Annotated in this window: 15 protein-coding genes; 12 read left to right on the top strand and 3 right to left on the bottom strand. The window is 68.1% G+C overall.

Going from position 1 to position 13,589, the window contains the following annotated elements:
* Window positions 1-6: 6 nt before the first annotated feature.
* From ACLJRL_RS07190 to ACLJRL_RS07180, 3 genes are read left to right on the top strand one after another with little or no spacing between them, the layout of a single operon-like run.
* Window positions 7-810 carry an ABC transporter ATP-binding protein gene (locus ACLJRL_RS07190; protein ID WP_410656144.1) on the top strand — a complete coding sequence of 268 codons (804 nt, stop codon included), beginning with the start codon at window positions 7-9 and terminating at the stop codon, window positions 808-810.
* Window positions 807-2,195 (top strand): hypothetical protein, encoded by a 1,389-nt coding sequence (locus tag ACLJRL_RS07185; RefSeq protein ID WP_410655273.1) that lies wholly within the window; start codon window positions 807-809, stop codon window positions 2,193-2,195. Before ACLJRL_RS07190 ends, ACLJRL_RS07185 begins: the two co-directional genes overlap by 4 nt.
* A complete protein-coding gene (locus ACLJRL_RS07180; RefSeq protein ID WP_410655272.1) occupies window positions 2,192-2,755 on the top strand; it encodes a hypothetical protein in 564 nt (187 codons plus the stop codon). Before ACLJRL_RS07185 ends, ACLJRL_RS07180 begins: the two co-directional genes overlap by 4 nt.
* A gap of 62 nt (window positions 2,756-2,817) precedes the next feature.
* On the opposite strand, the gene ACLJRL_RS07175 is transcribed toward ACLJRL_RS07180, so the two are convergent.
* A complete protein-coding gene (locus tag ACLJRL_RS07175; protein WP_410655271.1) occupies window positions 2,818-3,228 on the bottom strand; it encodes a PPOX class F420-dependent oxidoreductase in 411 nt (136 codons plus the stop codon).
* 361 nt (window positions 3,229-3,589) lie between these two features.
* On the opposite strand from ACLJRL_RS07175, the gene ACLJRL_RS07170 reads away from it, so the two are divergent.
* Window positions 3,590-4,300: a murein transglycosylase gene (locus tag ACLJRL_RS07170; protein ID WP_410655270.1), complete on the top strand. Its 711-nt coding sequence runs from the start codon at window positions 3,590-3,592 to the stop codon at window positions 4,298-4,300.
* On the opposite strand, the gene ACLJRL_RS07165 is transcribed toward ACLJRL_RS07170, so the two are convergent.
* Window positions 4,273-5,193 (bottom strand): NAD(P)/FAD-dependent oxidoreductase, encoded by a 921-nt coding sequence (locus ACLJRL_RS07165; protein ID WP_410655269.1) that lies wholly within the window; start codon window positions 5,191-5,193, stop codon window positions 4,273-4,275. The genes ACLJRL_RS07170 and ACLJRL_RS07165 overlap by 28 nt on opposite strands.
* A 55-nt stretch (window positions 5,194-5,248) precedes the next feature.
* Here ACLJRL_RS07165 and ACLJRL_RS07160 point away from each other — a divergent pair, with 55 nt between their 5' ends.
* Window positions 5,249-5,818: a helix-turn-helix domain-containing protein gene (locus ACLJRL_RS07160; RefSeq protein WP_410655268.1), complete on the top strand. Its 570-nt coding sequence runs from the start codon at window positions 5,249-5,251 to the stop codon at window positions 5,816-5,818.
* 23 nt (window positions 5,819-5,841) lie between these two features.
* On the opposite strand, the gene ACLJRL_RS07155 is transcribed toward ACLJRL_RS07160, so the two are convergent.
* On the bottom strand, window positions 5,842-6,255 hold the full coding sequence (locus ACLJRL_RS07155; protein ID WP_410655267.1) for a tetratricopeptide repeat protein: 414 nt from the start codon (window positions 6,253-6,255) through the stop codon (window positions 5,842-5,844).
* 72 nt (window positions 6,256-6,327) lie between these two features.
* Here ACLJRL_RS07155 and ACLJRL_RS07150 point away from each other — a divergent pair, with 72 nt between their 5' ends.
* The 7 genes from ACLJRL_RS07150 (at window position 6,328) to ACLJRL_RS07120 (ending at window position 13,522) form a co-directional block, all read left to right on the top strand.
* Window positions 6,328-6,816 carry a VOC family protein gene (locus ACLJRL_RS07150; protein WP_410655266.1) on the top strand — a complete coding sequence of 163 codons (489 nt, stop codon included), beginning with the start codon at window positions 6,328-6,330 and terminating at the stop codon, window positions 6,814-6,816.
* A gap of 104 nt (window positions 6,817-6,920) precedes the next feature.
* Window positions 6,921-8,207 (top strand): phosphopyruvate hydratase, encoded by a 1,287-nt coding sequence (eno, locus tag ACLJRL_RS07145; protein WP_410655265.1) that lies wholly within the window; start codon window positions 6,921-6,923, stop codon window positions 8,205-8,207.
* A 186-nt stretch (window positions 8,208-8,393) separates the two neighbouring features.
* Window positions 8,394-8,756, top strand: a complete 363-nt coding sequence (locus ACLJRL_RS07140; protein ID WP_410656143.1) for an FtsB family cell division protein — start codon at window positions 8,394-8,396, stop codon at window positions 8,754-8,756.
* Window positions 8,757-8,813: 57 nt separating this feature from the next.
* Window positions 8,814-9,290, top strand: a complete 477-nt coding sequence (locus tag ACLJRL_RS07135; protein ID WP_410656142.1) for a DUF501 domain-containing protein — start codon at window positions 8,814-8,816, stop codon at window positions 9,288-9,290.
* Window positions 9,291-9,474: 184 nt separating this feature from the next.
* Window positions 9,475-10,674, top strand: coding sequence for a lytic transglycosylase domain-containing protein (locus tag ACLJRL_RS07130; protein WP_410655264.1), 1,200 nt, complete (start codon window positions 9,475-9,477; stop codon window positions 10,672-10,674).
* Window positions 10,675-10,697: 23 nt separating this feature from the next.
* A complete protein-coding gene (locus ACLJRL_RS07125; protein ID WP_410655263.1) occupies window positions 10,698-11,651 on the top strand; it encodes an exopolyphosphatase in 954 nt (317 codons plus the stop codon).
* Window positions 11,652-11,905: 254 nt separating this feature from the next.
* A complete protein-coding gene (locus ACLJRL_RS07120; RefSeq protein WP_410655262.1) occupies window positions 11,906-13,522 on the top strand; it encodes an ABC transporter substrate-binding protein in 1,617 nt (538 codons plus the stop codon).
* The last annotated feature ends 67 nt before the right edge of the window (window positions 13,523-13,589 follow it).

Genomic DNA, 13,589 nt, shown 5'->3' with positions numbered 1-13,589 from the left:
AACATGATGCGTGCTGTCGGGGCCGCGGAGGTCGCACCGACGACCTACGCGTGGAATATCAAGGCGGAGGGGTTGAAGGTCCGGGTCGGCAAGCGGAAGTACGCCGTGAACGGGCTCGATCTGGAACTGGGCACGGGGGTGCACGGTCTGCTCGGCCCGAACGGGGCCGGGAAGACCACGCTGATCCGGGCACTGGCGACGGTGCTCCGGCCGGCGGAAGGCGGGTTGGCGCTGCTCGGTGAGTCCGTCGGGGGATTCACCGACCAGCGCCGCCTGCGCCGCCGGATCGGCTACCTGCCGCAGAACTTCGGCTACTACAAGCGGTTCACCGTGCGGGAATTCGTCGAGTACATCGCCTGGCTCAAGGAGATGTCCAAAGTGGACGTTCCGGGGGCGGTGCAGCGCGCGATCGAGCGGGTCGGTCTCGCCGATCGCGCAGACGACAAGATGAAGACGTTGTCCGGCGGGATGGTGCGGCGGGTCGGGATCGCGCAGGCGATCGTGAACGACCCGGACATCCTCCTGCTGGACGAGCCGACGGCCGGTCTGGACCCGGCGCAGCGTGTGCGGTTCCGCGATCTCATGCAGGAAGTGGGACGCGACGCCTGCGTGGTCGTCTCGACGCATCTCGTCGAAGACGTCGCCACCGCGTGCACCGACGTCATCCTGTTCGAGGAAGGAAAGCTGGTCTTCCAAGGGAATCCGGACGAACTGGCCGCCGCCGGGACGCCCGCGCACGTGGGCGACAGCCCGATCGAGCGTGGCTATTCCGCACTGCTGGGTCACGAGCCGGGGAAGGGGAACTGGTGAACGCGCGCATCCTGCGGATCGAACTCCGCCGTTCCATCGCCCCTTGGGCCGCGCTCGCGGCGGTCGTCGTCGCTTTGGGTTTTCTGTTCGCTTTCTCCGGGCCATGGACGAGGTTTCCCCTCGACTGGGGCTCGCACTGGGTCCTGGCGGCCGAGTGGAGCCGGTTCCTGCTGGTGTTCCTGTGGCCGATCGCGGTCGGCGCCGGTGTCATCCAAGGCATGCGCGACAGCCGGTCGGGGATGGTCGAATTGCTGACGACGATGCCTCGCCCCGGCTGGCACCGGGCCGCGAAACTCGCCGGCGCGCTGGCCGGACTGCTGGTCCTGGGCTATCTGCTGGTCTTCGCCGTCGGTGCGGTGCAGGTCCTCTTCAACGGCGGGTTCTTCACCTTCGGCTGGCTGCCGATCGTGGTGGTCGGCGCGCTCGGGATGATCGCCGGCGCCTGGATCGGGCTGGGTGTCGGCAGGCTGCTGCCGCATCCGCTGACCGCCCCGGTGCTGGCCGTCGTCTCTTTCGTCGGCATGATCGTTCTTCAGCTCGCCCAGTCCGAGGGCAGCGTGCTGGCGGGCGAGCTGCCCCTGCCCTCGTGGGTTGTCCTGCTCTCGCCCGCGTTCGACGTCTTCAACGATCCGTTCCTGACCACCTCGAGCCGGATGGATCTCGGCCAGGCGGTCTGGCTCATCGGCCTGGCCGCGACCGGCTTGCTGTTCTTGGCCGCGGGTTCGCGGCGGGCGAAGGCGCTGGCCGCCGTTCCCCTGGTCGCCGCGCTCGCGATCGCGGTGCCCATCCTGCCCGCCACGCCCGCCGAGGCCAAGGTCGTCGATCCGCTCGCGACGGCGATGGTCTGCGATGGTCCCGTGTGCGTCACGAAGATGCACGAAGCCGAGCTCGGCAAGATCGCCGGGCCGGGTAAGGAAGCGTTGCGGCTACTGGGAACTTTGCCGGACGCACCGGTCAAGATCGTGGAATTCGACCGGCGGCTGGGATACGAGGAGGTGCCGCCACGTGCCGCCGACACGCTGATCGTCGATCTCATGAGCTTGCCGCTGTACCTGGCCACCGATCCGGATGATGTGACGCGAGCGCTCGTCGCCGGAGCGGGGACACCTTCGTGCGCCTCGTCCAGGGGAAGTGGAGCGTCCTATTTGGACGACGTCACCGCCAGGACGATTTCGGCGAGCTGGTTTCTCGGCGAATGGAAGCCGTTGAAGGGCGGCAACATCTGGGCGAGTCAGGAGACCACCGGGCAGATCGACCGCACGTGGGGGACGTTCCGGGCGTTGCCGCCCGACGTGCAGCGCACGCGGATCGTCGCGCAGCGGCAAGCGGGCCTGACCTGCCAGGGGGACCAGCTCGAGATCCTGACCGGCGGACTCGCGCGATGAGGTGGGCGGTGCTGTATTCCCGCTCGCGGCAGGTGCCCGCGTCGTTCGTGGCGCTGCTGGTGGTCGTGGCGGTGATGTGGTTCCTGGCGCGCAACTCGTGGTCGCTGTTGCCGGTGTCGCTCGCGCTCACGATGGCGGTCGCGGTGACGACGAGCGGACTGAGCGGTCAAGATCCCGACCTCGACCGGACCGCCGCGATCCGCTGGATCTACCGTCGCGGCCTGCATCTCCTGCTGATCGGAGGCCTCGCCTTCGCGGTCGTGCTCGTGCCCCGGCTGTGGGAGGCGGGCCTGGTCCCGATGGAGATCATCGCGCGGAACGCCGCCGGGCTGCTCGGTCTCGCCGGGATGGCAGCGGTGCTGTTCGGCGGGGCCTACGGGTGGACGTTGCCGTTGTTCGCCTTCGCCGTCGCGTACTTCACGCCGCCGGATACGGCCACGGCTGCCCTGATCGCGACCTGGCTCTTCCAGCCCGCCGAGGTGGCCACCGCGACCTGGACCGCCGTGGGGCTCGGAGTCGTCGGTGCCGGCTCGTACGCTCTGTTCGGGGGGCGCCGCTGAGTTATGAACGGACCTTTCATAACGGAATTTGTTATGAAAGGTCCGTTCGTAACACGCGTGACTCACACGTTGCGGTTGTGCGGCACCAGGTCGAGCGGGTCGTGGTCCGGGTCGTCGACACCGAGGCTGATGATCCGGGACGGGTGGAGCCGGATCACCGCGCCGTCGAAATGACCGTCCGCGGTGAAGGTCCCGGTCAGCGCTTCGGCGCGGCCGCGGATCTCGAGGCAGCGGATCCGAGGCGGGTCCTGGGAAGGCATGTCGTCGACGACGAACGCGGCCTGGCCGTTCGCGGCGACGTTCCGGAACTTCTTGCTCTTCGCCAGTTCGTAGCCGGTGATGTCGATGGTCCGGGTCTCGGTGTTGTAGGTGTACCCGACCGGGCTGATCTGCAGCGTCCCGTCCGGCTGCGCCGTCGCGAGCCGTCCGAGTCCTTGGGTGGCGAGGTAGTCGAGTTCCGCTTCACTGAACATGGAACCCAGTGTGCGACCTCCACTTTGCTGGAGGTCAAGCGAACAGGCCCTCGCCCCAGAAACCGCCTTCCCGTACACCCGGCGGGACGGCGAAATGGGCAGATCCGGTGTGGCGCGCCGATCCCGGCCCGGTGCTCGCCGTGGAACTCGACGACGTTCTGCGCTCAGCGGCTCACTCGGCGCGTCGACCGCCGAGGTGAACTCCTTGATCTGGTCCTGGCTCGGCGCGATGCCCAGCTTGCCTGAAAGCCCAGTTGGGAGGCGTGCCGTCAAAGGCCGGTTCACGAGAAGGTTCACTATCAGCCGGCGCAGTCAGCCGAAGGGGTTATCACCCGACAGCGTGGCGAAGTAACCTGACCGGGTGGCCGAAACCGCCCAGTCGAGTGTCGATGCCCCCGAAGAGTTCGCGCGTCCCCTGTCGCGTCCGTACGTCCCCAGGCTCGCCCTGGCGGGCGGGCTCGTGCTCACCGGCGTGGTGCTGATCATGACCGTCGGAGTGAATCGGCCGGGCGGCGAGGAGCCGCCCCCGCCGGCGCAACCTCCGCCGGCTCTCGCGGTCCCGGACCAGAAGCCGCAGCAGGGGGTGGCCACGCCGCGGGCCGGGCTCGCCGCGCCGCCCGACCGGCCCACTGTTTCCGACGAGGCCGAACTTCAGACCTGGGCTCAGCGCGTGGCCGGGAAGACGCGGCTCTCCGTCACCGATCTTTCCGCTTACGGCCGGGCCGAGATGTGGCTCCGGCGGCAGAAGCCGGGCTGTCACCTCTCGTGGGCGACTCTCGCCGGCGTCTCCCACGTCGAGGCGGCGCAGGGCAGGCCCGGCCCGATCACGCTGCCGGCCGATGTCTGGGGCAAACAGGCCGTACGCGCCAGCGGCGACGGGAAGCAGCCGGATCCGAAGAACCTCGACGACGCTTCCTTCGCCACCGCCCGCTATCTGTGCTCAGGCGGGGACGACGTCGCGACCCCGGCGGGCTGGTGGAAGTCGATGCGGGTGTTCAACCCCGCCGTCCCCTACGTCCAGGACGTCTTCAGCGCGGCCGACGCCTACGCGGACGCCAGCGTCGCGCCCTGATCCTCGGTGACCAGATCGAAGTTGAGCATCGTCGCCAGCTTGTAGGCCTCGCCCGCCGCGACGACCAGCTGGGCCATCGGGTCGACGACGTTCCCGGCCGCCCAGACGCCGTCCACGCTGGTGCGTCCTTGCGGGTCCACCGCGACGAATCCCGATTCGGTGCGTTCGCAGCCGACCTGGTCGAGGAGCTTGTCGTGCGGGACGAAGTTCGGGCCGACGAACACGACATCGCGTTCGACGAGTTCACCGTTCACGAGCCGGACGCCGCTCAGCTTGCCGTTTTCGACGGCGAGTTCGGACACCTTGCCGTCGACGATCCGGACGCCCAGCCCGGTCAGCTTCGCCCTGTCCTCGGCCGAGATCTCCTGGGTGTGTGAGAAGAACGTCAGGTCCTTGCTCCACTGCCAGACGATCAGCGCCTGGTGGACCGACTTCTCCGAGGTGGCGAGCACGCCGAAGCGCTGATCGCGCACTTCCCAGCCGTGGCAGTACGGGCAGTGCAGCACGTCGGTGCCGAACCGCTCGGCGACACCGGGGATGTCCGGCAGTTCGTCGGCCAGCCCGGTGGCCACCACGATCCGGCGTCCGGTGATGACCCGGCCGCCCGCCAGCTCCACCGCCTTGTCGCGCCGTAGCCGGTGCACGACGTCGTCGACGATCTCGACACCGTAGCCGCGGACCTCGTCACGGCCGATCTTCAGGAGTTCCTGTGGCGGGGTGCCGTCCCTGGTCAGGAAACCCTGCGCGTGCGCGGCCGGCGAGTTACGCGGGGTGCCGCCGTCGATCACGACGACCTTGCGCCGCGCCCGGCCGAGCACCAGGGCCGCGCTGAGGCCGGCCACGCCACCGCCGATGATCACTACGTCGAATTCTTCATTCATGGTTCCGAGCATCCGGACTCGAAGGAGATCTGGCAAAGTTCGTTGCCGGTTTGGCAAGCTGGTGGGCATGGAGGACATCGAACGGCGGCTCACCGAGATCGGCCCGAGGCTCAAACGGCTCCGCAAGGAGCGCGGCACGACCCTCACCGCGCTCTCGGAATCGACCGGGATCTCGGCCAGCACGCTCTCGCGGCTCGAATCGGGCACGCGGAAGGCCACCCTGGAACTCCTGCTGACGTTGTCGCAGGCCCACCAGGTCCCGCTCGACGAACTGGTGGGGGAGCCCGAACCGGCCGACCCCCGGGTCCGGATGAAACCGCAGAAGTTCGGCCGGTTCACCGCCTGGTCGCTGAGCGCGCAGCCGGGTCAGCCGCAGGCGTTCAAACTGCTGATCCCGGTCGAGAACATCGACCCGGCGCAGCGGACGCACGAGGGCTACGAGTGGATGTACGTCCTCAGTGGACGGTTACGGGCCGTGCTCGGCGATCGCGACTTCACGATGGGACCCGGCGAGGCGGCGGAATTCGACACGCGCGTGCCGCACTGGTTCGGCAGCGCGGGGCCGGGGCCGGTGGAACTGCTGGTGCTGTTCGGCAAACAGGGTGAACGGGCGCACATGCGCGCGAAGTCCACCTGAGAGCAAAGGTCCCTTGCTCTCGGTCAATCACTCAACGCGATACGGGCGTTGACCTCGCTGATCGCTTCCAGATACTCCGGGATCGGGTGCATCGCCGAGGCGATCCGCAACTGACCGAGCGCCTCGGTGAACCGGCCGAGGCGCTGCAGCGTCCGCCCGAGCACGAACCGCGCGTAATGATCAGTGGGGTCGAGTTCCAACACCCGAGTGAAAGCGCGTTCGGCCCGTCGCAACTGTGCGGAGTGGAAGTAGGCGCGGCCCGCCAGCAGATGCACGCTCGGTTTGTCGGTTTCATCCTCGAGCAGGGGCTGGAGAGCCTTGAGGGCGTCGAGTGGCCTGCGGCTTTCGACCAGCGCCTCCGCCTGTCGGAAGGCATGGAACCGGGATTCGCCGGACGAGTCCGGACCGGGTTCTGGGGCGGGTTCGGCATCCATCATGGTCCGCTCCACTTTACCCCGGGGCAGGGCCGTTCACGAGGAGCTGAAACGGTCATGGTGGACTGTCCTGCCATGAGCAGCGCCGAAGCCGACAGGTCCGAAAGCGAGCCCGGTTATCTCGGACTCGCGCCGTACCTCTACTACGCCGACGCGACCGATGCGGTCGCGTGGCTGGTCAGAGTGTTCGGATTCACCGAGGAGGTGCGCTTCGCCGATGCCTCGGGCGAAGTGTTCCAAGCCACGTTGTGCGCCGGCCCGGCCAAGATCCAGCTGGCCGGTGTCGGTCCCGAGTACTGGGAAGGGAAGGGCGTCGACGGCCCGGTCGGGCAGCTGAACATCATCTACGTCGACGACGCCGACGCCCAGTACGAGCGGGTGCGCGCCGCCCTCGGCGAGGACGCCGACCTCGACGCGCCCCAGGATCAGCCCTACGGCGCGCGCGTGTTCACCGTGTCCGACATCGGCGGTAACAGCTGGACGTTCTGGCAGCAGTTCTCCGACACCGTCGAGCTGCCGTCGGGCTGGCGGGAAGTCCGCGCAGGTGAACCGGCCGACGAGTAGTTCCAGGTCATCGCTCGATGTGGCGCGTGCCTCCAACGGGTGAACGGAGCCGACGGCTAGGCTGGGCCCGTCACCGCAGGCACAACCCACATGAGGAGCATGGCGTGGCGCTCATCGAGCAGGTAGGCGCTCGCGAGATTCTGGACTCGCGAGGCAACCCGACGGTCGAAGTGGAGGTGGCTCTCGACGACGGCACGCTGGCGCGGGCCGCGGTCCCCTCGGGTGCGTCCACCGGCGAACACGAAGCCGTCGAGCTGCGTGACGGCGACACCGGCCGGTACAACGGCAAGGGTGTCGAGCGCGCGGTCGCGGCCGTCCTGGACGAGATCGGCCCGGATCTGGTCGGCGTCGAAGCCGTGGACCAGCGCATCGTCGACCAGAAGCTGGTCGACCTCGACGGAACCCCGGACAAGTCCCGCCTCGGCGCGAACGCCATCCTCGGTGTTTCGCTCGCCGTCGCGAAGGCGGCCGCCGAGTCGGCCGAGCTGGAGCTGTTCCGCTATCTCGGCGGGCCGAACGCGCACGTGCTGCCGGTGCCGATGCTGAACATCCTCAACGGTGGCGCGCACGCCGACACCGATGTGGACATCCAGGAATTCATGATCGCGCCGATCGGCGCCGAGTCGTTCCGCGAGGCCCTGCGCTGGGGCACCGAGGTCTACCACTCGCTGAAGTCGGTCCTGAAGGGCCGCGGCCTGTCGACCGGCCTCGGTGACGAAGGCGGCTTCGCGCCCAGCCTGAAGAACAACCGCGAGGCGCTCGACCTGATCCTCCAGGCGATCGAGAAGGCCGGGTACGCCCCGGGCCGCGACGTCGCGCTCGCGCTCGACGTCGCCGCGACGGAGTTCTTCTCCGACGGCGCGTACACCTTCGAAGGTGCGAAGAAGAGCGCCGAGCAGATGTCGGCCTACTACGCCGAACTGCTGCGCGACTACCCGCTCGTGTCCATCGAGGACCCGCTGAGCGAGGACGACTGGGACGGCTGGGTCCAGCTGACCGCCGAGGTCGGCGAAAAGGTCCAGATCGTCGGCGACGACCTGTTCGTCACCAACCCGGACCGCCTCGAAGAGGGCATCACCCGCCGCGCCGCCAACGCGCTGCTGGTGAAGGTCAACCAGATCGGCACGCTGTCGGAGACCCTCGACGCGATCTCGCTGGCCACCTCCTACGGCTACAAGTCGATGATGAGCCACCGGTCCGGTGAGACCGAGGACACCTTCATCGCGGACCTCGCCGTCGCCACCGGTGTCGGCCAGATCAAGACCGGCGCCCCGGCGCGCGGCGAGCGGATCGCCAAGTACAACCAGCTGCTGCGGATCGAGGAGACCCTCGCCGACGCGGCGCGCTACGCCGGCGATCTCGCCTTCCCGCGGTTCAGCGCCGAGGGGTAATCGATGATGGCGGACCGGGGGAGGGCGCGGACCCGTCGTAACGGGCGCGCGGAAGGCGGTGGCTCCGGCAGGGGCCGCCGGCCGGAGCGCGCCCGCCGGACGACGACCACAGAGGTCCGCGCCCGAACCCGGTTGCGCCGCAATCTGGCGGCGAAACGGGCATCGGGCGCCGCGAAGGTGCTCGGCATGTCCACCACCCGCCGGGCCGCGGTGGTGGCGATCGTGGTGTGCGCGCTCGCGTTCACCATCGCCGTTCCGCTGCGCACGTACCTCAGCCAGAAGTCCGAGGTGGCCGAGCAGCAGCAGCTGCAGTCCGAACTGCAGCGGACCGTCGCCAGCCTGGAAGGCCGCAAGGCCGAACTGAGCGACCCGGCCCAGATCGAGGCGGAGGCGCGCAAGCGCTTCGGGTTCGTGAAGCCCGGCGAGACGCCGTACATCGTGCAGCTGCCTGAAGACAAGGCGCCCGAACAGGGGAAGCCGCAAGGCCAGCAGCCGGTGCCCGAGGGCTCCTGGTACGAGAAGCTGTGGGATCAGGTCGCGGGCGGCTGAAGCTCTCCGTTTAGCCTTAGTGGCGTGAACAGCACGGAAAAGTCTTCATATGAGCCTGTGACCGACGCCGACCGCGAGATCATCGCGGAGCAGCTCGGCCGGGCACCCCGTGCGCTGCGTGCCGTCGCGGCGCGCTGCCCGAGCGGCCACCCGTCGGTCGTGCAGACCAGCCCTCGCCTCGACGACGGCACTCCCTTCCCGACGCTCTATTACTTGACCTGCCCGAAGCTGACCTCGATGGTCGGCACCATCGAGGCGTCCGGGTTGATGAAGGAGATGACCGACCGGCTCGCGGAGGACCCCGAGCTGGCCGCGGCCTATCAGCGGACCCACGAGAGCTACCTCGCCGAGCGCGACGCCATCGACCCGCTCGGCCACCAGATCACCGCGGGCGGGATGCCCGGCCGCGTCAAATGCCTGCACGTCCACCTGGCGCACACGCTCGCCGTCGGCCCCGGGGTGAACCCTTTCGGCGACGAGACCCTCGCGCTGCTTAAATCGAACGGATGGCCCTCAGGCGACTGCCAGGGGTAACACCGACCCCCGGTGTACAGATAGTTCCTCCAGGTGGGTTAATTCACCCGTTATCGACCAACTGGTCCTCCCCGATGGGGTGAAACCGGTCACCGCATGCGGCAGGCTGTGCACCAGTTGCGGGTTGTCGGGGTGGGCAAGTAACGGATCGCCGAGTCGCGATCCGCCGGGAGGGTTCTGAGGTATGCGCGTGAGGCACGTGCCAGGCGCGGTGAACGGTGCTGTATCCATGGGCTCTCGCCTGAGACACGTACCTCGAGCCGCCCGGAGACTCTGTCTCCGGCACCGTGCGATCGCCGCGGTGACCGGAGGTGTCCTCGCCATCGTCCCGGCCTGCGCCGCGGTCATCGGCGTCGGTAGCTGGGCCGCGACGGCGAGCACGATCCATTCCGACGACGTCGGCCTCGTCGGCGGCTATGACCCGAAGAACCCGCTCGTCCAGCAGATCGGCGTCGACGGCAGCCTGCCGAACGCGCCGACCCCGCTCCCGCTCCCCGCGGACGAACTCCCCAACGGTCCGCTCGGCATCCCGGTCACCGCGCTCGCCGCGTACCGCAACGCCGCCGACATCCTCATCGCGGAGCAGCCCGGTTGTCATATCGACTGGGCGCTGATCGCCAGCATCGGCCGGATCGAGTCCAATCACGCGCGCGGCGGTTACGTCGACGCCAAGGGGAACACCCTCGAGCCCATCCTGGGCCCGCAGCTCAACGGCGCCGGCCCGTTCGCGGCCATCCCGGACACCGACGGCGGCAAATTCGACGGCGACACGGTCTGGGATCGCGCCGTCGGCCCGACGCAGTTCATCCCGTCGACCTGGGCCGGCTACGCCTCCGACGGCAACGGCGACGGCGAGTCGAACCCGAACAACATCTTCGACGCCGCGCTCGGCACCGGCCGGTACCTGTGCTCCGGCGGCATGGATCTGTCCAAACCGGACCAGTTGCGCACGGCCGTTTTCCGCTACAACAACTCCGACACCTACGTGAACACCGTGCTGATCTGGGCCGAGGCCTATCGCACCGGGGTGCTGCCGACACCGGACAGCAAGGTGCCTGTCGGCGCGCCGAACGCCGCGGCAGCGCCGCCGCCGGCTTCGGTTCCGCCGCCTCCGGTGCCGTCGACGCCGCCCGGTTCGGTCACACCGCCGTCGACGACCTTGCCGGGGACCTCTACGAGTTCGTCGTCGAAATCGCCGACGTCGACCCCGAAGCCGCCTTGTTCGCCGGTCACCGTGACGGAGACGGCGCCGACTTCGAGCCCGACGACCACGACCACATCGACGACTCCGAAACCGCCGCCGACGACCTGTTCCTCGCCGACGACGACCACAACGACCACGACGGTGACGTCGACGAGCAGCAACGGCGCCAACCCCACTTGATCGGCATTGTCTAAGCTCAGAGCATGCCTCGTGTTGCCGCGATCGACTGTGGGACCAACTCCATCCGCCTGCTCGTCGCCGAGCTGACCCCGCGTCACGACGGAACGGTCGACCTGCGCGACCTGCACCGCGAAATGCGGATCGTCCGGCTCGGCCAGGGCGTGGACGCGACCGGCAAGCTGGCCCCCGAGGCGCTCGAGCGCACCCGGAAGGCGCTGGCCGACTACGCGATCGCCGCGCGTCGCAAGGGTGTGGAGAAGGTCCGGATGGTCGCGACGTCGGCGACCCGTGACGCGAGCAACCGCGACGAGTTCTTCGCGATGACGCGTGAGGTGCTCGGCACCGAGGCCGAGGTCATCAGCGGTGACGAAGAGGCCAGGCTGTCGTTCACCGGCGCCGTCGGCGAGCAGGACCCGGACGACGGCCCGTTCGTGGTGGTCGACGTCGGCGGCGGTTCGACCGAACTCGTCGTCGGCACCTGGGACGGCCGCAAGGCCGAGGTCATCGCGGCCAAGTCGGTCGACATCGGCTGCGTGCGGATCACCGAACGCGCGCTCAAGTCCGACCCGCCGACGGCCGCCGAGATCGCCGAAGCCCGCGAGCTGGCCGCCAAGGTCCTCACCGAGGCCTTCGACGTCGTGGACGTCTCCGCCGCCAAGACGTGGATCGGCGTCGCCGGCACCGTCACCACGCTGACCGCGGTGGCGCAGGGCCTGGCGGAGTACGACTCCGAGCGCACGCACCTCTCCAAGCTCTCCCACGCCGACATCGACCGGGTCGCGCAGTCGCTGCTCACCGCCGACCACGCGACCCGCGCCGCGAACCCGGTGATCCATCCGGGACGGGTCGACGTCATCGGCGGCGGCTCGGTGATCGTGCAGGTACTGGCCGAGCAGTTCGCCACGCGGAGTGGTCCCGGCGAACTGGTGATCAGCGAGCACGACATCCTCGACGGGATCGCGCTTTCACTGGCGTGAAACACCGCTTTCTCTTACGTGAGGCCATTTCTGTCGGTGATCAAGTGGTGACCTCCTGTCCGGGTTAGGCCATTCGGACCAGTCCCGTTCCTACCAAGGTTGTGCTCTAACCGGGTGGTCCGCGACACCGTCACACATTTGCAACACCAACGCACTGTGATCGGCTTCACGTGTCCCATAGCGTCGTCTCACCTTCTGGACGGTAGGCGCGACCAGCGCCGCCGATCGGGTTGACGGCGAGAGTTGGAGGGGACATGCGGGCTTCACGCGGGTTCTGGGGAGCGACGGCGGTGGTGGCCACGGCGGCCATGCTGCTGACGGCCTGTGGGGGTGGTGGTTCCAGTAGCGACAGCGGATCCGGCGCCACGGACTCCAACGCTTCGGTGTCGGTCTACGGCACCGAACCGGAAAACTCGCTGATCCCTGCCAACACCAACGAACTGGGCGGCTCCAAGGCGCTCAAGCCGGTCTTCGCGGCGCTGGTCGGCTACAAATCCGACACCGCCGAGCCGTACAACCTGATGGCCGAATCGATCACCACGACCGATTCGAAGGTCTTCGACATCAAGATCAAAAAGGGCTGGAAGTTCCACGACGGGACCGAAGTCAAGGCGAAGAACTTCGTCGACGCCTGGAACTACAGCGCGTACGGCAAGAACGGTATGCAGAACGCGTCCTTCTTCGAGCAGATCCAGGGCTACGACGAGGTCAGCGCCAAAGAAGCGACCGTGAAGGAGATGTCCGGCCTGAAAGTGGTGGGCGACCACGAACTCCAGGTCACCCTCAAGGGCCCGTTCTCGGTGTTCGCCACGAAGATCGGCTACCTCGCGTTCGCGCCGCTGCCGGACAAGTTCTTCGCCGACCCGGAGGCCTTCGCCAAGAACCCGATCGGCAACGGGCCGCTGAAGTTCGTTTCGCGTACGCCCAACGCGTCGATCAAGCTCACCCGGTACGACGAGTACCAGGGCGAGGACAAGGTCAAGTTCAAGGACCTCGAAGTCCGCATCTACACCAGCCAGGAGACCGCGTACCAGGATCTGCTGAGCAACCGCCTCGACTTCATGGAGGCGCTGCCGCCCGCGGCGAAGGCCGGCGGGAAGTACAAGACCGATCTCGGTGAACGGCTGGTCGAAGGCAACCTGCTCGGGATCAGCGCGCTCGCGATCCCGTACTACGTGCCGGGATACAACAACCTCGATCTGCGCAAGGCGATCTCGCTGGCGATCGACCGCGAGCAGATCGTCAAGACCGTCATGAACGACACCTATTCGCCCGCGGACGGCTATGTGTCGCGCGGTATCGAGGGCTACCGGCCCGGTGTCTGCGAGTTCTGCAAGTTCGACCCGGTGAAGGCCAAGGAGTTCTGGGCGAAGTCCGGGTACACCGGCAAGCTCACCATCGCCTCGAACGCCGACGGTGGCCGCAAGGAACCGCTCGTCGCGGCGTGCAACAGCATCAAGAACGCGCTCGGCGTCGAATGCGACTTCGTGCCCGCCACGGACTTCGGCCAGTGGCGCAGCATCGTCAACGGCAGGCAGCTGACCGGGATGGGCCGCTCCGACTGGTCGGCCGACTACCCGTCGATCGAGAACTACCTCAACCCGCGGTACAAGAGCAGCGGGTCGTCCAACGACTCGACGTACAACAGCCCGGCCGTCGACGCACTGCTGACGCAGGCGGACCAGACCGCCGACAAGGCGGCCGCGATCAAGCTGTACCAGCAGGCGGAGGACCAGATCGCGAAGGACCTGCCGCAGATCCCGGTGTGGGAAGAGAAGGGCGTCGGCGGTAAGTCGAACCGGCTCAAGGTGGTCAAGCTCGACTTCGGCCGTCTCGCGGACTACTCGTCCATCGAGGTCGCCACGAAGTAGACGCGTGGTTGCGCCGGTCGTGAGCGGTAAGTCGTGCGCTGACACGACTTGCCACTCATGGCCGGCC

It is taken from the genome of Amycolatopsis sp. lyj-112 (assembly GCF_046549055.1).
In the GTDB taxonomy this organism is placed as follows: Bacteria; Actinomycetota; Actinomycetes; order Mycobacteriales; family Pseudonocardiaceae; genus Amycolatopsis.
Note: the sequence above shows the minus strand (reverse complement) of the source record. Positions and strands in the feature narration are given on the sequence as shown.